The 21345-nt window shown below is 71.8% G+C and carries 16 protein-coding genes; 9 read left to right on the top strand and 7 right to left on the bottom strand.

Going from position 1 to position 21345, the window contains the following annotated elements:
• Positions 1-57: 57 nt before the first annotated feature.
• The 4 genes from rplI to rpsF form a co-directional block, all read right to left on the bottom strand.
• The gene (gene rplI / locus FHX73_RS13230) at positions 58-498 is read right to left on the bottom strand and encodes a 50S ribosomal protein L9 (protein ID WP_145905195.1); all 441 of its coding nucleotides are present in this window, start codon (positions 496-498) and stop codon (positions 58-60) included.
• 17 nt (positions 499-515) lie between these two features.
• A complete protein-coding gene (gene rpsR, locus FHX73_RS13225) occupies positions 516-752 on the bottom strand; it encodes a 30S ribosomal protein S18 (RefSeq protein ID WP_030304537.1) in 237 nt (78 codons plus the stop codon).
• A 76-nt stretch (positions 753-828) separates the two neighbouring features.
• Positions 829-1446 (bottom strand): single-stranded DNA-binding protein, encoded by a 618-nt coding sequence (locus tag FHX73_RS13220; RefSeq protein WP_145905194.1) that lies wholly within the window; start codon positions 1444-1446, stop codon positions 829-831.
• A gap of 100 nt (positions 1447-1546) precedes the next feature.
• Positions 1547-1837 (bottom strand): 30S ribosomal protein S6, encoded by a 291-nt coding sequence (gene rpsF / locus FHX73_RS13215; RefSeq protein ID WP_145905193.1) that lies wholly within the window; start codon positions 1835-1837, stop codon positions 1547-1549.
• Between the two features lie 301 nt (positions 1838-2138).
• Between rpsF and FHX73_RS13210 the strand changes: the two genes are divergently transcribed.
• The 3 genes from FHX73_RS13210 to FHX73_RS13200 all read left to right on the top strand — a co-directional run bounded on the left by FHX73_RS13210 (position 2139) and on the right by FHX73_RS13200 (position 4958).
• Entirely contained in the window at positions 2139-2444 is a 306-nt protein-coding gene (locus tag FHX73_RS13210) for a hypothetical protein (protein WP_145905192.1), read from the top strand.
• Positions 2445-2660: 216 nt separating this feature from the next.
• Positions 2661-3779, top strand: coding sequence for a lipid II:glycine glycyltransferase FemX (locus FHX73_RS13205; protein WP_145905191.1), 1119 nt, complete (start codon positions 2661-2663; stop codon positions 3777-3779).
• A gap of 75 nt (positions 3780-3854) precedes the next feature.
• On the top strand, positions 3855-4958 hold the full coding sequence (locus tag FHX73_RS13200) for an alanine racemase (RefSeq protein WP_145905190.1): 1104 nt from the start codon (positions 3855-3857) through the stop codon (positions 4956-4958).
• Here FHX73_RS13200 and FHX73_RS13195 read toward each other — a convergent pair.
• On the bottom strand, positions 4949-6559 hold the full coding sequence (locus FHX73_RS13195) for a glycosyltransferase family 87 protein (protein ID WP_170304908.1): 1611 nt from the start codon (positions 6557-6559) through the stop codon (positions 4949-4951). The two genes, FHX73_RS13200 and FHX73_RS13195, sit on opposite strands and share 10 nt — an antisense overlap.
• A 118-nt stretch (positions 6560-6677) precedes the next feature.
• The gene (locus FHX73_RS47170) at positions 6678-9467 is read right to left on the bottom strand and encodes a transglycosylase domain-containing protein (protein ID WP_281292678.1); all 2790 of its coding nucleotides are present in this window, start codon (positions 9465-9467) and stop codon (positions 6678-6680) included.
• A 456-nt stretch (positions 9468-9923) separates the two neighbouring features.
• On the opposite strand from FHX73_RS47170, the gene FHX73_RS13180 reads away from it, so the two are divergent.
• From FHX73_RS13180 to FHX73_RS13165, 4 genes are all read left to right on the top strand, one after another.
• Positions 9924-10607 (top strand): PadR family transcriptional regulator, encoded by a 684-nt coding sequence (locus FHX73_RS13180; protein WP_145905187.1) that lies wholly within the window; start codon positions 9924-9926, stop codon positions 10605-10607.
• 150 nt (positions 10608-10757) lie between these two features.
• Positions 10758-11840, top strand: a complete 1083-nt coding sequence (locus FHX73_RS13175; RefSeq protein ID WP_145905186.1) for an inositol-3-phosphate synthase — start codon at positions 10758-10760, stop codon at positions 11838-11840.
• Positions 11841-12052: 212 nt separating this feature from the next.
• Positions 12053-13375 carry an MFS transporter gene (locus FHX73_RS13170; protein WP_342795298.1) on the top strand — a complete coding sequence of 441 codons (1323 nt, stop codon included), beginning with the start codon at positions 12053-12055 and terminating at the stop codon, positions 13373-13375.
• A 50-nt stretch (positions 13376-13425) separates the two neighbouring features.
• Positions 13426-14592, top strand: a complete 1167-nt coding sequence (locus FHX73_RS13165) for an LppU/SCO3897 family protein (RefSeq protein ID WP_145905185.1) — start codon at positions 13426-13428, stop codon at positions 14590-14592.
• 68 nt (positions 14593-14660) lie between these two features.
• Here FHX73_RS13165 and FHX73_RS13160 read toward each other — a convergent pair whose 3' ends face one another.
• Positions 14661-16094, bottom strand: coding sequence for a CCA tRNA nucleotidyltransferase (locus FHX73_RS13160; protein WP_145908250.1), 1434 nt, complete (start codon positions 16092-16094; stop codon positions 14661-14663).
• A gap of 293 nt (positions 16095-16387) precedes the next feature.
• On the opposite strand from FHX73_RS13160, the gene FHX73_RS13155 reads away from it, so the two are divergent.
• The gene (locus tag FHX73_RS13155) at positions 16388-18787 is read left to right on the top strand and encodes a hypothetical protein (RefSeq protein WP_145905184.1); all 2400 of its coding nucleotides are present in this window, start codon (positions 16388-16390) and stop codon (positions 18785-18787) included.
• Between the two features lie 107 nt (positions 18788-18894).
• Positions 18895-21294 (top strand): murein biosynthesis integral membrane protein MurJ, encoded by a 2400-nt coding sequence (murJ, locus tag FHX73_RS13150; RefSeq protein WP_145905183.1) that lies wholly within the window; start codon positions 18895-18897, stop codon positions 21292-21294.
• Positions 21295-21345 lie beyond the last annotated feature (51 nt).

The following is a 21345-nucleotide window of genomic DNA, read 5'->3' as shown; positions in this document are numbered from 1 at the left end:
CCCGAGGGCCGGGGCCTCCCAGTGGGAGGCCCCGGCCCTCGGGGTCACGACGGATCGTCAGGCGACGGTCACGTCGAGGTTGGCCTGGACGTCAGCGTGCAGCTTGACGGAGACCTTGTGGGTGCCCACGGTCTTGATCGGCGAGGCGATCACGACGGCGCGCTTGTCCACCGCCGGGCCGCCGGCGGCCTTGACGGCCTCGACGACGTCGGCCTGGGTGACCGAGCCGAACAGGCGGCCGGCGTCGCCGGAGCGCACGGCCAGCTTGACCTGCAGGCCCTCCAGGGTCGCCTTGACCGCGGTGGCGGCCTCGACGGTCTGGATCTCGTGGATCTTGCGGGCGCGACGGATGGCGTCGACGTCCTTCTGGCCGCCCTTGGTCCAGCGGATGGCGAAGCCACGCGGAACCAGGAAGTTGCGGGCGTAGCCGTCCTTGACCTCGACGACCTCGCCGGCGCCGCCGAGGCCGGCGACCTCGTGAGTGAGGATGATCTTCATTCTTCGGTCACCCTCTCTTAGCGCGCGGTGCTGGTGTAGGGCAGCAGCGCCATCTCACGGCTGTTCTTCACGGCCGTGGCGACATCGCGCTGGTGCTGGGTGCAGTTGCCGGTGACCCGGCGGGCACGGATCTTGCCGCGGTCGGAAATGAACTTCCGCAGCAGGTTCGTGTCCTTGTAGTCAACGTAGTTGACCTTGTCCTTGCAGAAGACGCAAACCTTCTTCTTCGGCTTGCGCGCAGGCGGCTTCGCCATGGTGTGCTCCAAATGAGGATCACGATCCGGGTCCGTCACGGGGACGGAGCCCGGTTCGCACGAAATCTGTCAGCTCTTAGAACGGAGGCTCTTCCGAGTAGCCGCCACCGGCCGGGGCACCCCAGCCACCGCCGGCGTTGTTGCCACCGCCGGCCGGCGCGCTGGACGCCCAGGGGTCGTCGGACGGACCGGACTGGCCGCCACCGGAGTTGCCACCCCAGTTGCCGCCACCCTGGTTGCCGCCCTGGCCGCCACCCCAGCCGCCCTGGCCGCCGCCCTGCTGCGGGGCGCCGCCGCCGAAGCCGCCGCCACCACCGCCGCCGGGACCGCGGTTGGCCCGGGTCACCTTGGCGGTCGCCGAGCGCAGGCTCGGACCGACCTCATCGACCTCGACCTCGAAGACCGTCCGCTTCTCGCCTTCCTTGGTCTCGTAAGACCGCTGGCGCAGTCGGCCCTGCACGATGACGCGCATGCCGCGCTGCAGCGACTCGGCCACGTTCTCCGCCGGCTGACGCCAGACGTTGCACGTGAGGAAGAGGCTCTCGCCGTCCTTCCACTCGTTGGTCTGGCGGTCGAAGGTGCGGGGAGTGGACGCGATGCGGAACTTCGCGACCGCCGCACCCGAGGGGGTGAAACGCAGCTCGGGGTCGTCGACGAGATTGCCGACGAGGGTGATGACGGTCTCGCCTGCCATGGTGTGCTGACCTCTCGGGAGGAGGAGTTCCGTTCAGCGATGTTTCACGTGAAACATCGGACTTGAGCCCTCGGGACCGTCAACGGTCCCGAAAGGTGGCTCAGTGGGTGTCCGGGCGCAGGACCTTGGTCCGCAGAACCTGCTCGCTCAGCGACATCTGGCGGTCAAGCTCCTTGACGACCTCAGGCGTGGCCTTCAGGTCGATGACCGAGTAAATGCCCTCGGGCTGCTTCTTGATCTCGTACGCCAGGCGACGACGGCCCCAGGTGTCGATCTTCTCAACGCTGCCGCCACCGGTGCGGACGACGTTGAGGAAGCTCTCGATCAGGGGGGAGACAGCGCGCTCCTCGACCGACGGGTCGAGGATGACCATCACCTCGTAGTGACGCATGGGTAAACCCACCTCCTTTGGACTCAACGGCCACGGTCTCTCCGTGGCAGGAGGGTTGTACGGCGTCGGCACTGGTCCGGGTGCCGTGCTCGGCCACCGTAGCGGCCGGGTCCGACAGACCCCGCCCCCGCGTCTGTGTGAAGACATGCGGGGGCACAGATACACCAGTGCAGATCGCACAGCCTACCCGCACCCATCCGGCCGAACAAAACGCCCATCGATTGCCGCCGGGTCTCAAGGGGCGCAATCTGGGCAGAACGGGTTCATCAGCATCGCCCGGCCCGCACTGGAGGTGGGTTCCATGGCACAGACCATCCGCCGATTCCCCGCGTTCACCCTCAACACCGACGGCCATTCGCACCCCAGGGAGAACACCCTGGCCGCGATGACCGCGCTGCTCGGTGTGCTGGCGTTCACCACGTCCTTCTTCCACGGCCTGCACGTGCTGAGCTCCTGGAGCGGGCTGGCCGGCATCGTCACCGGCCTGTGGGGCCAGTTCATCTCGGCCACCACCGCCGAGCGGTTCGTCCTGGTGATCGCCACGGTGATGTCCGCCTTCGGCTTCGGGATCGCGCTGGCGCACGGCGGACTGTTCGGCGGCATCTGATGGCCACTCGGTAGCAGGACCGCCGCGCGCCACGGCGCGGGCGCGGCGCAGGAGACGGCGCTCCCCCTCGGGGAGCGCCGTTTCGGCTCTCCACGACCCCTCCCGGCGCGGCGGCCCTAGGGTTCGGTCGAACGCGCCGAACGAGACCCGCCCGAATCGGACCATTCGGGCGATAGGGTCAAAGGGTCCACCAACCTGCCAAGGAGCACTCCGAGCATGAGCCTGCGTCTGAGGACGATCACCCGCGAGGAACACCTCGCCTTCGTGCGCAGCCGCCCCTCCGTCAGCCACATGCAGGTGCCCTCCTGGGGCGAGGTCAAGAGCGAGTGGCGCAGCGAGTCGATCGGTTGGGCGGACGCCACCGGCAACCTGGTCGGCGCGGGCCTGGTGCTCTACCGGCAACTGCCCAAGGTCAAGCGCTACCTGGCCTACCTGCCGGAGGGGCCGGTGATCGACTGGTTCGACCCGGACCTGGACCGCTGGCTCGCCCCGCTGCTGGCCCACCTCAAGGCGCAGGGCGCGTTCTCGGTGAAGATCGGCCCGCCGGTGGTGATCCGGCGCTGGGGCACGGCCACCATCAAGGAGGCGGTGGCCGGTGGCCAGGCCAAGCGGCTGCGCGACGTGGACCCGGACTGGTACGAGCCGCGCGCCTTCGAGGTCGCCGACCGGCTGCGCCGGGCCGGCTGGCGGCAGGGCGAGGACGGCGGGGCCGGCTTCGGCGACGTGCAGCCGCGCTACGTGTTCCAGGTGCCGCTGGCCAACCGCTCGCTGGACGACATCCAGCGCGGCTTCAACCAGCTCTGGCGGCGCAACATCAAGAAGGCCGAGAAGAGCGGCGTCGAGGTGGTCCAGGGCGGCTACGACGACCTGCCGGTCTTCCACCGGCTCTACCAGCTGACCGCCGAGCGGGACCGGTTCACCCCGCGCCCGCTGGCCTACTTCCAGCGCCAGTGGCAGCAGCTCACCACCGAGGACCCGAACCGGATGCGGCTCTACCTCGCCTACCACGAGGGCGAACCGCTGGCCGCCACCACCATGCTGACCGTGGGCCAGCACGTCTGGTACTCCTACGGCGCCTCGGCCAACCACAAGCGCGAGGTCAAGCCGTCCAACGCGATCCAGTGGCGGATGATCCGGGACGCCTACGCGCTCGGCGCCGGCGTCTACGACCTGCGCGGGATCAGCGACACGCTGGACGAGGAGGACCCGCTCTACGGCCTGATCCAGTTCAAACTGGGCACGGGAGGACAGGCCGCCGAGTACCTGGGCGAATGGGACTTCCCGGTCAACAAGGTCCTGCACAAGGCGCTCGACCTCTACATGTCGCGCCGCTGACCCGCCCGCACCACCGCACCACCGAGCACCGACCGCCCGTCACCCCGGGCAGCCGGTGCGCCCAGGGAGAGCACCATGACCCTTTCGCTGTACGTAGACGCCGACCGCTGGCGCGGCCACCAGCGCGCGCTGCTGGCCGAGTTCCCCGGCCTGGTGCCGGTGGCCAAGGGGAACGGCTACGGCCTGGGCAACCGGCGCCTGGCCCGGGAGGCGGAGCTGCTCGGCACCGGGCGGCTCGCGGTCGGCACCGCCACCGAGGCGGCCGAGGTGCAGGCCGACGGCTACCCGGGCGAGGTGCTGGTGCTCACCCCCTACCGGATCGGCGAACCGGCCGTCGAACTGCCGGACCCCGACCGGGTGGTGCGCACGGTGGCCGGGCTGGAGGCGCTGCGGGCGCTGACCGGCGCGGGGGCGTCACCGGCCGGGGGCGCGCGGCGGGTGGTGGTGGAGTGCATGACCAGCATGCGCCGGCACGGCATCGCACCGGCCGACCTGGCGCACTGCGCCGAGGTCGGTGACCGGGACGCGATCGAGGGCTTCGCGCTGCACCTGCCGCTGGACCGGCCGGACCGCTCCGACCCGGTGACCGAGGTGGCCGACTGGGTGGCCGCGATCACCGCCGCCGGGCTGCCCACCGCCGCCGTCTACCTCAGCCACCTAGGCTCCGCCGGGGTGGCCGAGCTGACCGACCGTCACCCCGGCACCGACTTCCGCTCCCGGGTCGGCACCCGGCTCTGGCTGGGCGACGTCGCGGCCCTGCGGGCCCGCGCCACGGTGCTCGACGTGACGGCCCTGCGCAAGGGCGACCGGTACGGCTACCGGCAGCACCGGGCGCCCTCGGACGGCCACCTGCTGGTGGTCTCCGGCGGCACCGCGCACGGCATCGGGCTGGAGGCCCCGAAGTACCTGCAGGGGCTGCTGCCCCGGGTGAAGGGGATCGCCCGGGCCGGCCTGGCCACCGTCAACCGCACGCTCTCGCCGTACCAGTGGGACGGCCGGCAGCTCTGGTTCGCCGAGCCGCCGCACATGCAGGTGAGCATCCTGTTCCTGCCCGGGCCCGGCAAGCCGCCGGTGCTGGGCGACGAGCTGGCGGTGACGGTGCGGCACACCACCACGCACTTCGACCGGGTGACGGACGACCGGACGGCCGACCGTCAGCCGGTCGACAGTCAGGCCTGAGCGGCGCCGCCCTCGGGCACCGCGTCCTGCGGCTCGCTCAGCGGGCGCTCCGGGGCCAGCCAGTCCACCACCGCGTCGTGCTCCCCGGCCGGCTCGACCGGGCCGAGCCCCGCGTACGACTCCTCCTCGCGCAGCCGCCGGGCGGTGCCGAGCACGAAGACGTCGGGGGCGAAGTCCAGCACCCCGCCGGACGGGTCGTCACTCCCGTCCCAGCGCACCGGGTCGCGGTCCGGGCGCAGGATGTCGCGGACCACCACGGCGACCAGGTAGAGGGTGCCGATCATGTGCAGCATGATCGCGAAGTGGTACCAGTCCTGGCCGATGCCGTGCTGCTTGGAGTCCCCGATGTAGGCCAGGTAGGACCAGATGCCGAGGAAGTACAGCACCTCGCAGGCCTGCCAGATCAGGAAGTCGCGCCAGCGCGGCCGGGCCAGCACGGCGAGCGGCACCAGCCAGAGCACGTACTGCGGCGAGTAGACCTTGTTGGTGAGCACGAAGGCCGCCACCACCAGGAAGACCAGCTGGGCGAAGCGCGGCCGGCGCGGGGCGCTCAGCGCCAGCCAGCCGATCGCCAGGCAACTGGCCACCAGCAGCACCGCGATCCAGGTGTTCAGGGTCGGCAGCGACTCGTTGCGGTCCTGCATCAGGATCATCCAGAAGGACCCGAAGTCCTCCTTGCGGCTCTGGCTGAAGGTGTAGAAGGTCTTCCAGCCGTCGAAGCTGGCGATCATGATCGGCAGGTCCACCACCAGCCAGGCGGCCACCGCGGCACCCAGCGCCCGACCGAAGTCCCGCCAGCGGCCGGCCCGCCAGCAGAGCACCAGCAGCGGGCCGAGCAACAGCACCGGGTAGAGCTTGGCGGCGGTGGCCAGGCCGATGAAGACGCCGGCCCAGACCGGGCGCCGGCCGGACCAGTAGGCCATCGCCACGGCGGTCAGCGCGACCGCCAGCAGGTCCCAGTTGATGGTGGCGTTCAGCGCCAGCGCCGGGGCCAGCGCGAAGAGCAGCGCGTCCCACGGGCGGCGGCGGTGGGTCCGGGTCAGCGCGATCACCGTGACCACCACGCAGATCAGCAGCATCCCGGCGTTGACCATCCAGAACCAGCGCTCGCGGTCCTGGATCGCCCCGGTGGTGGGGGTGAGCCAGCCGGCGATCTGCATGAACAGACCGGTCAGCACCGGGTACTCCAGGAACTTCATGTCCGGAGAGGGCGACGGGATCTGGTCCAGGTACGGGTGCAGCCCGACGGCCAGGCCGCGGGCGGTGTAGAGGTGCGGGATGTCGCTGTAGCAGGCGTGGGTGTACTGGCTGGTGGCGCCGAAGAACCAGCCGCTGTTGTAGCAGGGCAGCTTCTGGACCAGGCCCAGGCAGTAGGTGAGCACGGTGGTCAGCGCCAGGAACCGGGCCGGCACCCACCAGGAGACGCCCAGCAGCGCCCGCCGCCCGGGCGGGCCGCCGATCAGCTCGCTGCCGGCCTCGGCGACCGGGTCCTCGTCCGCGGGGACGACCACGGTGTTGGGCAGCGGGCCCTGGTCCGGCCCGCCCGGCGGCTGGGCCTCGGCGGCGGTCTGGTCGCGGGTGCTCGACGTCATGGCGCACATCCTGCCGCACGAGTGGTGATCCGACGAGGACCGGTCCACACCAGTTCCCGCACCGGGGCGGAACGGCCCGTGGCCCCGCTCGGTGAGCGGGGCCACGGGCCGTTGCGGGGTGCTGCTGCTAGCCGGCGGGGGGTGGTGCGGTGGTGCCGCCACCACCGGTGCCGCCGCCGGCACCGCCACCGTTGCCACCGCCGGTGCCGCCACCGGGGTGCTTGGTCGGCGGGGAGGCCGAGGTGGTGTCCGGCGGGCAGAACACCACGCAGCCACCGGTACCGCCGTTGCCGCCGCCGTTGCCGCCGCCGGGGCCACCGCCCGGGTTGCGGGTCGAGGTCGGCGAGCTGCCGGGGCAGTCCAGACCGGTCTGGCAGCTCTCGGACGGCAGCGGGGCCTGGGTGGTCGGCGCCGGCTGGACCGGGGCCTGGGTGGTCGGCGCGGCGGTCGCCGAGGCCGAGGTGCTCGCCGAGGCCGAGGGCGAGGGCGAGGCGGTGCTCGGTGCGCCGGACTCGTCGACCTCGGTGTTGACCGGGCCCGGCGCCGGGAAGTCGGTCACCGGGGTGCCGGCCAGCGCGGCCTTCATGTAGGCGGTCCAGATCTCGGTCGGCAGGGTGCCACCGGCGAACTCGGAGAAGCCGGCCGTGCCGGTCAGCGACTGCAGGCCGGGGTGGTTCGGGTCCTCGCGGAACATGGTGATCGCGGTGGTCAGCTGCGGGGTGTAGCCGTCGAACCAGGCCGAGGTGCCCTTGTCGGTGGTACCGGTCTTGCCGGCCACCGGGCGGCCGACCGCCTGCGCCTTGGTACCGGTGCCCTTCTGCACCACGTCCTGCAGCACGCTGGTGATGTTGTCGGCCACCGCCTGGTCCAGCACCTGCTTGGGCGTGGACTTGGTGAAGCCGCTCTGCACCTTGCCGTTCCAGACCAGCTTGGTCACCGCGTACATGTCGGTCTGCTGGCCGCGGGCGGCGAAGACCGAGTAGCCGGAGGCCATCTGGATCGCGCTCGGGGTCGAGGTGCCGATCGCGAAGGAGGCGGTGTTCTGGTTGGCGACCGGCATCGAGCCCGGGCTCAGGCCCATCTGCGCGGCCAGCTTGGCCACGTTCGGACCGCCGACGTCCTCGCCCAGCTGCACGAAGGGCACGTTGAACGAGTTGATCATCGCGTCCCGCAGGGTCACGTAGCCCTGCGGCCCGTTCTCGTCGTTCTTCTGGTGGAAGACCGAGCCGTCCTGGTTGGTGACCAGCGAACCGTCCGGCTTGCGGATGGTGCTGAGGTCGTCGGCCAGGTAGCGGCTGTCCTCGTTGATCCGCAGCGGTTTGCCGTCCGGACCGGTCTGGGTCAGCACGCCGTCCTGCATCGCGGTGGCCAGCACGTAGGGCTTGAAGGTCGAGCCGACCGGCACGCCGGAGGTGTCGGCGTTGTTGGTGTACTGGCCCTTGTCCTCGCCGGGACCGCCGTAGATGGCGACCAACGCACCGTCACCCGGGAGCACCGAGGCCGCGCCGACCTGCACGAAGGTGTCGGTCTTGGGGCGCTTGACCGGGTCCAGGTTCTGCTGGCTGATCTGGTCCACGGCCTTCGACAACATGTCCACCTTGTCCTTCTGCAGGGTGGTGTAGATGTTGAAGCCGCCGTGGCCGAGGACCTGGTCGTTGATCGTCGGGTCCTTGGCCTCGATGTACTTGTTGACCGTGTCGACGATGTAGCCGATCTGACCGGCCTGGCTGCTCGTGGCCTGCTGCTTGATCGGCTCCGGCAGACCGGCCTTGGTGCACTGGTCCATCTGGTCCTGGGTGATGGCCTTGGTCTTCACCATCATGCTCAGGATCCACTCCCAGCGGCCGCTGGCGGGGTCGCCCGGGGTGCCGAACATCCGCTGGTGGTTGCCGGCGCTGAGCGACGGGTCGTACAGGCCGGCGCCCTTCAGCAGACCGGCCAGCATGGCGCTCTGGCACGGGTTCAGGTCCTTCGCCTCGACGCCGTAGTAGGCGTGCGCGGCGGCCTGGATGCCGGTGGAGTTGCGGCCGAACCAGCTGGTGTTGAGGTAGCCGTCCAGGATGTCGTCCTTGGACTTCGCCTGATTGAGCTTCAGCGTGATGAAGAACTCCTTCAGCTTGCGCGTCAGGGTCTGGTCCTGGTTCAGGTAGGCGTTCTTCACGTACTGCTGGGTGATGGTCGAACCACCCTGGGTGGACTGGCCGGAGGCCATGTTGTAGACGGCCCGGGCGATGCCCTTGGGGTCGATGCCGTTGTCGGTGCGGAAGGTCTCGTTCTCCGCCGCGATCACCGCGTTCTGCATCGCCGGGTTGATCTGGGTGATGTCCACGATCTGACGGTTCGTCTGACCGGTGCGGGTCATCTCGCTGCCGTCGGCCCAGTAGTAGATGTTGTTCTGGACCGGGCTGAGGTCCTTGAGCTCGGGCACCGTGGTCATCGAGTAGGCGGTGCCGACCGCCGCCACGGTGCCGCCGAAGAACAGCACGAAGAGCGTGAGCACCTGCTTCCACGAGGGCAGCCAGCGGCGGATCCCGCGCTTGCCCCACCGCGGGTAGTCGATGAGCTTCTTCTTGCCCGGCGGCTTGCCGCCGCCCCGGCCGTCGCCCGGGCCCCGGCCGCCGGGACCGCCCGGACCACCACCGCCGCGGCGACCGCCGCCGGCACCGGCGGCACCGCCGGCGCCGCCGCGCTGCCCGGCCTTGCGCATCTCGGCCCGGGTCATCCGCGGCTGCATGGCGGTCTCCCGCACGCCCTGCGGAGGCCTTCTGGTCGGTCGGCCGGCCGGCTCCGGCCGGCCCGGCGAGTCGTAGGACGGCGCCCCCTCCGGGGGGGTGCCGTAGGCGTACGGGCTCGCGCCGTCATGGCGGCTCGGCGGTTGTTGGCCGCCGTCGGGCGACCGGCGCCGGTGTTCGCTCATAGTCCAGTAACTCCTAGGCCAGGCACGGACGCCTGTCAGCAGGATCTCTTCCGATGCCCGCAACCGCCCTAGGCCGTACGGCCGCTTCCCCGGAGGTGGTCCTCGTGCACACGCGACAGCGTACGGGTGGCGAATGACCCACTAATCGGGCATTTGGTGACAAGAGCCATGAATCTCCGTCAGATCATTACGAGCCCGTTGCCCAGCTTCCCCGAGACGGCCGCGATCGGGGCCCCCCGGAACCCCCTGACCGGACGTCACAGCAGGTCGCGGCGGTGTTCGAAAGGGGGGCCGCCGACGACTGTGTGACGTCTTGTGATCACATTCACCCGTGCCCCCCTTGCCCCAATCGTGACCCAGGCCTATCGTTCTCGATATATCGAGTCGATACATCGCAGCGGCATACACCGCCGCGATGCGGCGGAACCCGAACGTGTCGGAAGGAGGCCGGACCGCGTGAGCAGACGCTCAGGAGTGCTGGAGTTCGCCGTCCTCGGCCTCCTGCACGACGCCCCGATGCACGGGTACGAGCTGCGCAAGCGGCTCAACGTGCTCCTCGGTTCGTTCCGGGCCTTCTCCTACGGCACGCTCTACCCCTGCCTGAAGAGCCTGGTCGCCCAGGGCTTCCTGGTCGAGGACAACCCGAGCACCGAGTACGTCCCGGCGACGGCGCTCAACGGGAAGCGGTCGAAGATCGTCTACCGGCTCTCCCCCGAGGGGAAGCAGCGGTTCGAGGAGCTGCTCGCCGACTCCGGTCCGGACGCCTGGGAGGACGAGCACTTCGGTGTGCACTTCGCCTTCTTCGGCCAGACCGACCGGGCCGTGCGGATGCGCGTGCTGGAGGGCCGGCGCAGCCGGTTGGAGGAGCGGTTGGAGCGGATGCGCTCCTCGATCGCCCGCACCCGCGAGCGGTTCGACGACTACACGCTCGAACTGCAGCGGCACGGCCTGGAATCGGTCGAGCGAGAGGTCCGCTGGCTCAACGAGCTGATCGAGACCGAGCGGGCCAACCGCACCGGCCGCGCCCCGGCACCGCCGGGCGGCAGCGCGGCACCACACACTTCGGACGGCCGTGACCACGCGGACGGATCCCCGGATCCGGTCCGGTCACCGTACGACCGCCCGGGGCGCTCCTCCTAGGAGTGCCGCCGCCGCGTCCGCGTGGGTCATCCGCGCCGGTCACGTGGCGGGCCTGGGCGCCGTGCGCGCCCGTCAGACAGTCAGATGAGATGCAGCACGAGGATCGTCGCCCCCCGGCGAGCCTCACGAGATCACAGGGAGCAACCGGAAATGGGTTCGGTTCGCGTAGCCATCGTGGGCGTGGGCAACTGCGCCACGTCGCTGGTGCAGGGTGTCGAGTACTACAAGGACGCCGACCCGGCCGGCAAGGTCCCCGGGCTGATGCACGTGCAGTTCGGCGACTACCACGTCCGTGACGTGGAGTTCGTCGCCGCGTTCGACGTCGACGCCAAGAAGGTCGGCCAGGACCTGGCGCACGCCATCACCGCCAGCGAGAACAACACCATCAAGATCTGCGACGTGCCGCCGACCGGCGTCACCGTGCAGCGCGGCCACACCCTCGACGGTCTCGGTAAGTACTACCGGGAGACCATCGAGGAGTCGGACGAGACCCCGGTCGACGTCGTCCAGGTCCTGAAGGACAACCAGGTCGACGTCCTGGTCTGCTACCTGCCGGTGGGCTCCGAGGCCGCCGCCAAGTTCTACGCGCAGTGCGCCATCGACGCCAAGGTCGCCTTCGTGAACGCCCTCCCGGTGTTCATCGCCGGCACCAAGGAGTGGGCCGACAAGTTCACCGAGGCCGGCGTGCCGATCGTCGGCGACGACATCAAGTCGCAGGTCGGCGCGACCATCACGCACCGCGTGATGGCGAAGCTCTTCGAGGACCGCGGGGTCATCCTGGAGCGCACCATGCAGCTGAACGTCGGCGGCAACATGGACTTCAAGAACATGCTGGAGCGCGAGCGCCTGGAGTCCAAGAAGATCTCCAAGACCCAGGCCGTCACCTCGCAGATCCGTGACCGCGAGCTGGGCGCCAAGAACGTCCACATCGGTCCCTCGGACTACGTGGCCTGGCTGGACGACCGCAAGTGGGCGTACGTCCGCCTTGAGGGCCGCGCCTTCGGCGACGTTCCGCTGAACCTTGAGTACAAGCTTGAGGTCTGGGACTCCCCGAACTCGGCCGGTGTGATCATCGACGCCGTGCGCGCCGCGAAGATCGCCATGGACCGCGGCATCGGCGGCCCGATCCTCTCCGCGTCCTCCTACTTCATGAAGTCGCCGCCGGTGCAGTACTTCGACGACGAGGCCAAGGAGAACGTCGAGAAGTTCATCCGCGGCGAGGTCGAGCGCTGAGCTTGCGAGGTTCGCTCGCTAGAGCGGCTGAGCGCTGAGCTTGCGAGGTTCGCTCGCCAGAGCGGCTGAGCGCTGAGCGCTCAAGACTGAGCACTCAAGACTGAGCGCTGAGCACTGATCAGCTCGGACTTGCCGCGCTGATCACCCGTCAGCACCACCGAGGGCCGATGTTTCACGTGAAACATCGGCCCTCGGCATGACACCCTGGGCGGGTGGCGATCACCCGACGCGTGGCCCAGGCCCCGAGCTCCCCCGACACCGGGCGGGCCACCCTGGTCGCCCTGCTGCGGACCCGCGACTTCCGCCGGCTGCTCGGGGTGCGACTGCTCTCCCAGCTCTCCGACGGCGTCTTCCAGGCCTCGCTGGCCTCGTACGTGATCTTCTCGCCGGAGCGCCAGTCCAGCCCCGCGGACATCGCCTCGATGATGGCGGTGCTGCTGCTCCCGTTCTCCGTGATCGGCCCGTTCGCCGGCGTGCTGCTCGACCGCTGGCGCCGCCGCCAGGTGCTCTACCTGGGCAACCTGACCCGGTTCGGGCTCGGCCTGGGCACCGCCGCGCTGCTGCTGCTCCGCGCCGAGGAGTGGGTCTTCCTGGCCGCCGCGCTGCTGGTCACCGCGGTCAACCGGTTCATCCTGGCGGGCCTGTCCGCCGCACTGCCCCGGGTGGTGGACGCCGACCAGCTGGTCACCGCCAACGCGCTCTGCCCCACCGCCGGCACGGTGGCCGCGGTGATCGGCGGCGGCACCGGCTTCGTGGTCCACCAGGTGCTGCCGCCCGGCCCGCACGCCGACGCGGCCCTGGTCACCGTCGCGGCCGTGCTCTACCTGGCCGCCGGACTGGCCGCCCGCCGGATGGCCCCCGAACTGCTCGGCCCCGAACACCACCCCGACCGGCCGGACCTGCGGGCCGCGCTCGGCCAGGCCGGCCGCGCGCTGGCCGAGGGGGTGCGCCACCTGGTCCGGGAGAGCCGGCCGGCGGTGCGGGCCCTGGCCGCCGTGACCGCCGCCCGGTTCCTCTACGGGGTGCTGATCGTCACGGTGCTGATGCTCTCCCGCTACACCTTCAACCAGCCGACCGACACCCGGGGCGGACTGGCCACCCTGGGCACCGCGCTCGCCTTCTCCGCCGTCGGCTTCTTCCTGGCCGCCGTGGTCAGCCCCTGGTGCACCCGGCGGCTCGGGCTGGACGGCTGGATGACCGCCTGCCTGGCCTCGGCCGCGGTCTTCGTCCCCGCACTCGGGCTCTCCTTCGCGGTCGCCCCGATCATGCTCGCCGCGCTGCTGCTCGGCCTGGTCACCCAGGCGACCAAGATCTGCGCCGACACGATCGTCCAGCACGAGGTGGCCGACGAGTACCGGGGCCGGGTCTTCGCGATCTACGACGTGCTCTTCAACGTCGCCTTCGTCGCGGCCGGCGCGGTGACCGCCCTGGTGCTGCCGCTGGACGGCCGCTCGGTGCCGGTGGTGCTGGCCGTGGCCGCCGCCTATGCGATCAGTGCGATTTTTTACGCCCGGGGGCGGGCCGAGCGGCGCTAAGGTACCTGGGCGCGCCGACGCACCGTCAGCCGACCCAACGGAGAGCCGTCGTGACCCAACCCGACCAGCCGAACCCCTACGCGGCGGTGCCGCCGCCACCGGCCACTCCACCGGGTGTGCCGCCGGTGCCGCCCGCACCGCCCAGCAGCCCGCCCAGCGCCCAGCCGACGCTGCCGGCCCAGCCCGCCGTGCCCGCACCGCCGGCGGTTCCGGCGCCGCCCGTGGTCCCGGCTCCGCCCGCCGTGCCCGCGCAGCCGGCCAACCCCTGGGCACCGCCGGCCCAACCCGGCTTCGGCCCCGCGCCGGTGCCCGCGCAGCCCGGCTTCGGCCCCGCGCCGGTGCCCGCCCAGCCCGGCTTCGGCCCGGCGCCCGCCCCGGCCCAGGCCGGGTTCGGCCAGCCGGCCTTCGGCGGCTACCCGCAGCAGGCCGGCTTCGTGCCGCCGGCACTGCTCAACTGCAAGGTCTGCCAGGGCTTCCCGGCCGCCGACGTGACGGTCCGCGGGCACCGCGGCCTGATCGTGATGATGAAGTTCCTGACCAACCGCGGCCCGTTCTGCCAGGTCTGCGGCACCGCGGTGGTCCGCGACATGTCCCAGCAGACCCTACTCAAGGGCTGGTGGAGCTACCTCTCCTGGCTCTTCACGCTGATCGCGCTGATCGGCAACCGCGCCGCCTACCAGAAGATCCGCCGGCTCCCGGCCCCGCAGCCCGGCACCCACGGGCCGCAGCTCGACCCGGGCCGTCCGCTCTCCAAGCGCGGCGCGATCTGGATGCTGACCGTGCCGGTGGCCGCGGTGGTGCTCGCCGTCGCGCTGCCGATCGCGCTGGCCGGCTCCTCCGGCGACACCGTCACCGGCGCCTCGGTGGACACCGCCCAGCCCGGCGACTGCCTGCACGACTACAACGCCAAGAACGGCGCCGACGACAGCCACCCCTCAGTGGTCGTGGTCCCCTGCAGCAGCTCGGCCGCCGACTTCAAGGTGATCGCCCGCTCGGGCACCATGGACGACGGCAACCACACCTGCTCGCCCTACTCGGTCTCCACCAAGTGGTACGTCCACCAGGAGCCGACCTACAGCTACGTGCTCTGCCTGGCCCCGCCGAACGCCTCGACCAGCGGCGGCTCCGGCTCCTACGGCGGCGGCAACGGCGGTTCGAGCGGCGGCTCGACCGGCTCCACCGGCTCGGGCAACGGCTCGGGCGGCTCGGCCACCTGACGCCCCCTCGGTTGACGGTCCCTCGGGGCCCGGCGCGGACCGCGCCGGGCCCCGAGCCCGTTCCCGGGTCAGGCCTGCTGCTCGGCCCACCAGGCCTTCAGCTCGGCCTGCGCCTCGTCCTCGGTCATCGGACCGCGCTCCAGCCGCAGCTCCAGCAGGTGCTTGTAGGCCCGGCCGACCAGCGGGCCGGGCGGCAGCTCCAGCAGCGCCATGATCTGGTTGCCGTCCAGCGCCGGGCGGATCGAGTCCAGCTCCTCCTGGGCGCGCAGCTGGACGATCCGCTCCTCCAGCCCGTCGTAGGTGCGGGCCAGGGTCGCGGCCTTCTTCTTGTTCCGGGTGGTGCAGTCGGACCGGGTCAGCTTGTGCAGCCGCTCCAGCAGCGGGCCGGCGTCGGTCACGTAGCGGCGCACCGCGGAGTCGGTCCACTCGCCGCCGCCGTAGCCGTGGAACCGCAGGTGCAGCTCGACCAGCCGGGAGACGTCGTCGATCAGGTCCTTGGAGTACTTCAGGTCCCGCATCCGCTTGCGGGTCATCTTCGCGCCGACCATCTCGTGGTGGTGGAAGGAGACCCGGCCGTCCGACTCGAACCGCCGGGTGCGCGGCTTGCCGATGTCGTGCAGCAGCGCCGCCAGCCGCAGGGTCAGGTCCGGGCCGTCCTGCTCCAGCGCGATCGCCTGCTCCAGCACGGTCAGCGAGTGCTCGTAGACGTCCTTGTGCCGGTGGTGCTCGTCCTTCTCCAGCCGCAGCGCGGGCAGCTCGGGCAGCACGAAGCCGGCCAGCCCGGTGTCCACCAGCAGCCGCAGGCCCTTCACCGGGTGCGCGGCCAGCAGCAGCTTGTTCAGCTCGGCCTGGATCCGCTCGGCCGAGACGATGGCGAGCCGGTCGGCCATCGCGGTCATCGCGGCGACCACCTCGGGCGCCGGCTCGAAGTCCAGCTGGGCGGCGAACCGGGCGGCCCGCATCATCCGCAGCGGGTCGTCGGAGAACGACTCCTCCGGCGTGGCCGGGGTGCGCAGCACCCGGGCCTCCAGGTCGTCCAGGCCGTGGTGCGGGTCGATGAAGCCGCGCCCGGGCAGGTCCACGGCCATCGCGTTCACCGTGAAGTCGCGGCGGACCAGGTCCTGCTCGATGGTGTCGCCGTAGGTCACCTCGGGCTTGCGGGAGGTGCGGTCGTACGCCTCGGAGCGGTAGGTGGTGATCTCGATCAGGAAGCTGCCGTCCGCGGTGTCCTTGCGCGCACCGACCGTGCCGAAGGCGATGCCGACGTCCCAGACCGCGTCCGCCCAGCCCTTGACCAGCTTGAGCACCTGCTTGGGGCGGGCGTCGGTGGTGAAGTCCAGGTCGTTGCCGAGCCGGCCGAGCAGCGCGTCCCGCACCGAGCCGCCGACCAGGGCCAGCCGGAAGCCGGCCTCCTGGAAGCGGCGGGCGATCTCGTCCGCCACCGGGGAGACCCGGAGCAGCTCCTGCAGGCCCAGCGTCTGGGCCTCGCTCAGGCCTGGCAGGGCGGCCGGGACGGCGGACGGAGCGGTACGGTCGGGGCTGGGCTCATTGGCGTTGGACACGGCACACAAGGGTACGTGGCCGCGCCCGCCGGTCCGCACGGCTTTTCCGGGCCGCGCGCGCCCCGCTTTCGCCGAGCCCGCAACACTGCGGGCCGGGAAGCGTCGTTACCATGCCGATGACGGAACCCGCACGGCGGCGCGACGCGTCGTTCCGGGTGGGCCGCGGTCCGGCACGGTACCGCGGCGGGAGCAGCGAAGACGACGGCGATTCCAGAACGGCGAGGGCGAAGCGCGTGGGCGAGCCAGCACGGCACACCGAGGGTCCGCGCGACGCCGGGCACGACCGCAGGCCGGTCCGGCGCGGCCGCCGGGCCACCGCCCTGCTCACCGGGCTGCTGGCGCTGGCCGGGGTGGCCACCGTGCCCGGCGCCACCCCGGCGCCCGCCGCCTCCTCCGACTACCCCGCCGGTGTGACGATCACCTCGGTGGTGCAGAACTCGGCCGCGGCCAACGGCACCGTGCAGGTCTCCGGCACGCTGACCAACACCGGCTCCAGCGCGCTGAAGGCCCCGTCGGTCGGCCTGGCGGTCGGCCGCGGCGCCAAGGCCCTGAGCTTCCGCGGCGACATCGGCTCGATGCTCGGCCGCGGCGACCCGAGCAGCCAGGACGGCTCGCAGCTCGGCGCGCCGGTCAAGCAGCTGCCCGACCTGGCCCCCGGCGCCAGCACGCCGTTCGACCTGCCCGCCGTCCAGCTGGGCGACCTCAAGCTGCAGGGCGGCAACGGCGTCTACGAGCTGGCGGTGGACGTCGAGGCCGGCACCGCCGACGACGACAGCCCGCACACCGTCGGCATCTCCCGCACCGTGCTGCCCTACTTCCCGACGCCCGGGGACACCCAGAAGGTGCAGACCGCCACCCTCTGGCCGCTCACCCACGCCCCCGAGCTGGTCCCGCAGACCGGCCAGGACAACGACGAGCCGGTGCTGCGCGACGACAGCCTGGTCACCGAGCTGGGCCCGAACGGCCGGCTCGGCCAGCTGGTCAAGCTCGGCAAGGAGATGCCCGGCCTGACCTGGGTGGTCGACCCCGACCTGCTGGACGCGGCACTGGCGATGACCAAGCCGTACCGGGTGCTGGCGCCCGGCCACCACAACGGCGATCCGGCCCAGGACGGCAACACCGTGGCCGGCACCGGCACCGCGGTGGCCACCGAGTGGCTGAACCAGCTGCGCCAGGCCGTCGCCCAGCCGCAGAACACCGTGCTGGCGCTGCCCTACGGCGACCCCGACCTGGCCTCGATCGCCCACAACGGCGGCCAGTTGGCAAACCTGGACTCGCTGCTGAACACCGCCAAGACGGCCGGCGGGGTGACTGCCGAGGGCCGGCTCTCGGTGGACGTGCACAACGACGTCGCCTGGCCCTACCAGGGCTACGCCGACCCGGCCACCATCCAGGTGACCCAGCGGCTGGGCGCCACCAAGGTGCTGCTGAACGGCGCCAGCGTGCCCGACGCGAAGAGCCTCCCCTACACCCCCGACGCCGCCCGCCCGCTCGGGAACGGCCAGACCGCGCTGGTCGCCGACCCGACCATCGCCAGCCTCTTCCAGGACGACCTGAAGAGCCCGGACCGCCAGACCCAGGCCGAGCAGCGCTTCCTCGGCGAGACGCTGGGCATGGTCCAGCAGGCCCCCTCCAACCAGCGCACCCTGCTGGTGATGCCGCCGCGCGACCTGACCGCCGACACCGCCAAGGTGATCAAGGCCTCGCTGGCCGCGGCGCAGAACGGCGGCTGGCTGAACCAGGTCCCGTTCGACACCGTGGCGAACGCCCCGGCCGACCCCAGGGCGGGCACCACGGTGGCCGGGCCGGACGCCTACCCCGGCGACCTGCGGGGCAGCGAGCTGCCGGCCGGCGTCTTCGACCAGCTGAACCAGGTGCAGCAGAACGAGGACAAGCTGCTGCGGATCGTCACCAAGCCGCTGCGGGTCATCGGCCCGTTCTCCTCCGCCCTGGAGCGCTCGCTCTCCACCCAGTGGCGCGGCACGGTGCCGGCCGGTGTGGCCTACCGGGCCAACGTGCAGGGCTACCTCGACCAGTTGGTCGACGCGGTGCTGATCCCGAAGAAGAGCAAGACGATCACCCTCGCGGGTGACTCCGGGGTGCTCCAGGTCAGCGTCCGCAACGGCCTGCAGCAGCCGGTGACCAACCTCGAACTGCGGCTCACCTCGGCCCAGCCGAACCGGCTGAAGGTGACCAACCGTCAGTCGATCACGCTGGACCCGGCGCAGAGCACCTCGGCCAGGTTCCAGGCGCAGGCCCTGGGCAACGGCGCGGTGGTGGTGACCGCCCAGCTCTTCACGGTCGGGCCGGACGGCGCCCAGCCGTACAGCGCGCAGCAGCAGTTCACGGTGCAGGTCACCTCGGTGCCCAGCGGCGTCTGGTGGGTGGTCGGCGCGGGTGCGCTGCTGGTGCTCGCCGCCGGCCTGCGGATCTTCCTGCAGCGGCGCAAGCGCGGCGACGAGCCGCCGGAGGACCCGGACGCCCCGCTGACCGACCCCGAGGGCCCGGAGGGCGCCGAGGCCGACCAGGAGCAGGACGAGGAGGCGGAGGGCGACTGGTACGGCCGGCCCGACGACCCCTCACCGCCCTCCGGCCAGGGGCACCCCCAGCGGCAGGCCGCGGCTCACCCCTAGGCGCCGTCCGACGCCCGTCCGGTGGTCGCGTCGAAAGCCGGGTTCGGGTCCGCGGTGATGAGACAGTAGGTGCCTGAGCGGCCGGACCCGGACAGCGATGAGGTGGCATGAGCGAGCGCGGCGGCAAGGATCGGCTGGCTGAGGAGCCGGACTGGTACCTGGACGACACCTACGCACGGGATCCGTTCGCCGCCGACGACCCGTACGCCACCGAGGCCGGGCCGGGGCCCTACCCCGCTCCGGAACCCCCGGCCGGCCCCGCGGACGACACCGCCGAGCCGGACGCCGCGGGGGAGCCGGCGGGCGCGGCGGAACCGGCGGCAGAACCGCAGGCGCTGCCCGGCCAGCAGAACGAGGGCGCGGAGCCGCTCGCCGAACCGGTGGTGCCCGCCTCGCGCTGGGCCCGGCTGACCGCCGCCGCCAGGGCCCGGGCCGCCGCCCTGGCGTCCGAACAGCCCGACGAGGACGAGGACGAGGACGAGGACGGTGCCGAGGCTGGGGCCTCGGCTGCGGAGCCCGCCGGGACCGCCGAACCGGACGCAGCGGCGGACGGGGCAGGCCTGGAGCGCGAGCACGCCGAGTTCGTCGGCGTGGACGCACTGCTCGGCCCGGCGGCGGGCGCGGTGGCCGTCGAGTCCGGCAAGCCCTTCGTCCCGGTGATCGAGTTCGACCCGCCGCTCACCCCGGCCGAGACCGACCCGCACACCGGCGGCCCGGCCGCGCCCGAACTCCCCGACGAGGCCCACGAGACCCACCAGCCCCACGCATTCCACCCGCCCCACGAGCCCGCGGCACCGGGCGAGCCCGGCGAGCCCGGCGACCCCGAGGCGGAACTGCCGGACGACCCGGCCCCCGCCCCCGCCGGCCGGGTCGGCTCGCTGGTCAACTCCAGCGCGATCATGGCCGCCGGCACCCTGGTCTCCCGCGCCACCGGCTTCCTGCGCACCATGGTGATCGCCGCCGCGATCGGCGTCGGCACCATGGGCGACTCCTACTCGGCCGCCAACACCCTGCCCACCCTGCTCTACATCCTGATCGGCGGCGGCGCGCTCAACGCGGTCTTCGTGCCGCAGCTGGTGCGCAGCATGAAGCAGGACGAGGACGGCGGCACCGCCTACGCCAACCGCCTGCTCACCCTGGTGATGGCCGGCCTGGCCGGCGTGGTCTTCGTCGCCGTGCTGGCCGCCCCGCTGCTGGTCCAGCTGATCTCGCACTCGCTGATGTCCGATCAGGCGGACGCCGACGCCACGGTCGCGCTGGCCCGCTACTGCCTGCCCACGATCTTCTTCATGGGCGTGCACGTGGTGATGGGTCAGATCCTCAACGCCCGCGGCCGGTTCGGCGCGATGATGTGGACCCCGGTGCTCAACAACGTGGTGGTGATCTTCACCTTCGCGATGTACATCTGGGTGTTCGGCACCTTCCAGCACAGCCGGGTCGCGCCGCAGACGGTCTCCCCCGAGGGCCTGCGGCTGCTCGGCCTGGGCACCCTGCTCGGGCTGGTGGTGCAGGCGCTGTCGATGGTCCCGTACCTGCGGGCGGCCGGCTTCCGGTACCGGCCGCGGTTCGACTGGCGCGGGCACGGCCTCGGCAAGGCGGCCCGGCTGGCCAAGTGGACCTTCCTCTTCGTGCTCGCCAACCAGGCCGGCTACCTGGTGGTCACCCAGCTGGCCACCGCGGCCGGCAGCGACGCGGCCGACCACGGCTACCTCGGCGTGGGCCTGGCCGCCTACTCCAACGCGCTGCTGATCTGGCAGTTGCCGATGGCGGTGATCACCGTCTCGGTGATGAGCGCGGTGCTGCCCCGGCTCTCCCGCTCGGCCGCCGACGGCGACTCCGGCGCGGTCCGCGACGACCTCTCCTACGGGCTGCGCACCTCGGCGGTGGCGATCGTCCCGGCCGCCTTCCTCTTCCTCGCGCTCGGCCCGCAGATCGGCGGCGCGATCTACGGCCTGGGCAACGGCGGTGCGGTGGCGCACGCCACCACGGCGGTCGGCTACATGCTCTCCGCCTTCGCCCTCGGCCTGATCCCGTACTCGGTGCAGTACGTGCTGCTGCGCGGCTTCTACGCGTACGAGGACACCCGCACCCCGTTCTCCAACACCGTCTGGGTGGCCGTCACCCAGGCCGGCACGGCGGTGCTCTGCTACCTGGTGCTGCCGGCCCAGTGGGCGGTCACCGGGATGGCGCTCGGCTACGGCACGGCCTACGCGGTGGGCGTGGCGGTGGCGGTGCCCAAGCTCAAGCGGAAGGTCGGCGGGCTGGACACCGGCCGGATCACCAAGACCTACGTCCGGCTGGTGATCGCCTGTCTGCCGGCCGCCCTGGTCGGCTTCCTGATCTCCCTGGGACTGTCCAGCCTGCTCTCAGGCTGGCTGGGTAGCGTGCTGACCGTCGCGCTCGCCGGGGCCGCGCAGTTGGCGGTCTTCGCGCAGCTCGCCAGGCGGATGCGGATCGAGGAACTCAACTCGGTCGTCGGCATGGTCCGCAGCCGACTGGGCCGCTGACCCCTCCTCAGTTTGTCCACTGACCGAGCAGTTCGGGCAGCGGTGGAACCG

The organism is Kitasatospora viridis (assembly GCF_007829815.1).
Lineage (GTDB): Bacteria > Actinomycetota > Actinomycetes > Streptomycetales > Streptomycetaceae > Kitasatospora > Kitasatospora viridis.
The sequence above is the reverse complement of the archived record's forward strand: the minus strand, read 5'-3'. Positions and strand labels throughout refer to the sequence as shown.

What these genes read in the sequence shown, in the direction of transcription:
- FHX73_RS13210 (WP_145905192.1), top strand. Translation starts at nt 2,139, where the DNA reads ATGGCACAGACCATCCGCCGATTCCCCGCGTTCACCCTCAACACCGAC.
- FHX73_RS13220 (WP_145905194.1), bottom strand. Translation starts at nt 1,446, where the DNA reads ATGGCAGGCGAGACCGTCATCACCCTCGTCGGCAATCTCGTCGACGAC.
- FHX73_RS47170 (WP_281292678.1), bottom strand. Translation starts at nt 9,467, where the DNA reads ATGAGCGAACACCGGCGCCGGTCGCCCGACGGCGGCCAACAACCGCCG.
- FHX73_RS13175 (WP_145905186.1), top strand. Translation starts at nt 10,758, where the DNA reads ATGGGTTCGGTTCGCGTAGCCATCGTGGGCGTGGGCAACTGCGCCACG.
- murJ (WP_145905183.1), top strand. Translation starts at nt 18,895, where the DNA reads ATGAGCGAGCGCGGCGGCAAGGATCGGCTGGCTGAGGAGCCGGACTGG.
- FHX73_RS13200 (WP_145905190.1), top strand. Translation starts at nt 3,855, where the DNA reads ATGACCCTTTCGCTGTACGTAGACGCCGACCGCTGGCGCGGCCACCAG.
- FHX73_RS13205 (WP_145905191.1), top strand. Translation starts at nt 2,661, where the DNA reads ATGAGCCTGCGTCTGAGGACGATCACCCGCGAGGAACACCTCGCCTTC.
- rplI (WP_145905195.1), bottom strand. Translation starts at nt 498, where the DNA reads ATGAAGATCATCCTCACTCACGAGGTCGCCGGCCTCGGCGGCGCCGGC.
- rpsF (WP_145905193.1), bottom strand. Translation starts at nt 1,837, where the DNA reads ATGCGTCACTACGAGGTGATGGTCATCCTCGACCCGTCGGTCGAGGAG.
- rpsR (WP_030304537.1), bottom strand. Translation starts at nt 752, where the DNA reads ATGGCGAAGCCGCCTGCGCGCAAGCCGAAGAAGAAGGTTTGCGTCTTC.
- FHX73_RS13195 (WP_170304908.1), bottom strand. Translation starts at nt 6,559, where the DNA reads ATGTGCGCCATGACGTCGAGCACCCGCGACCAGACCGCCGCCGAGGCC.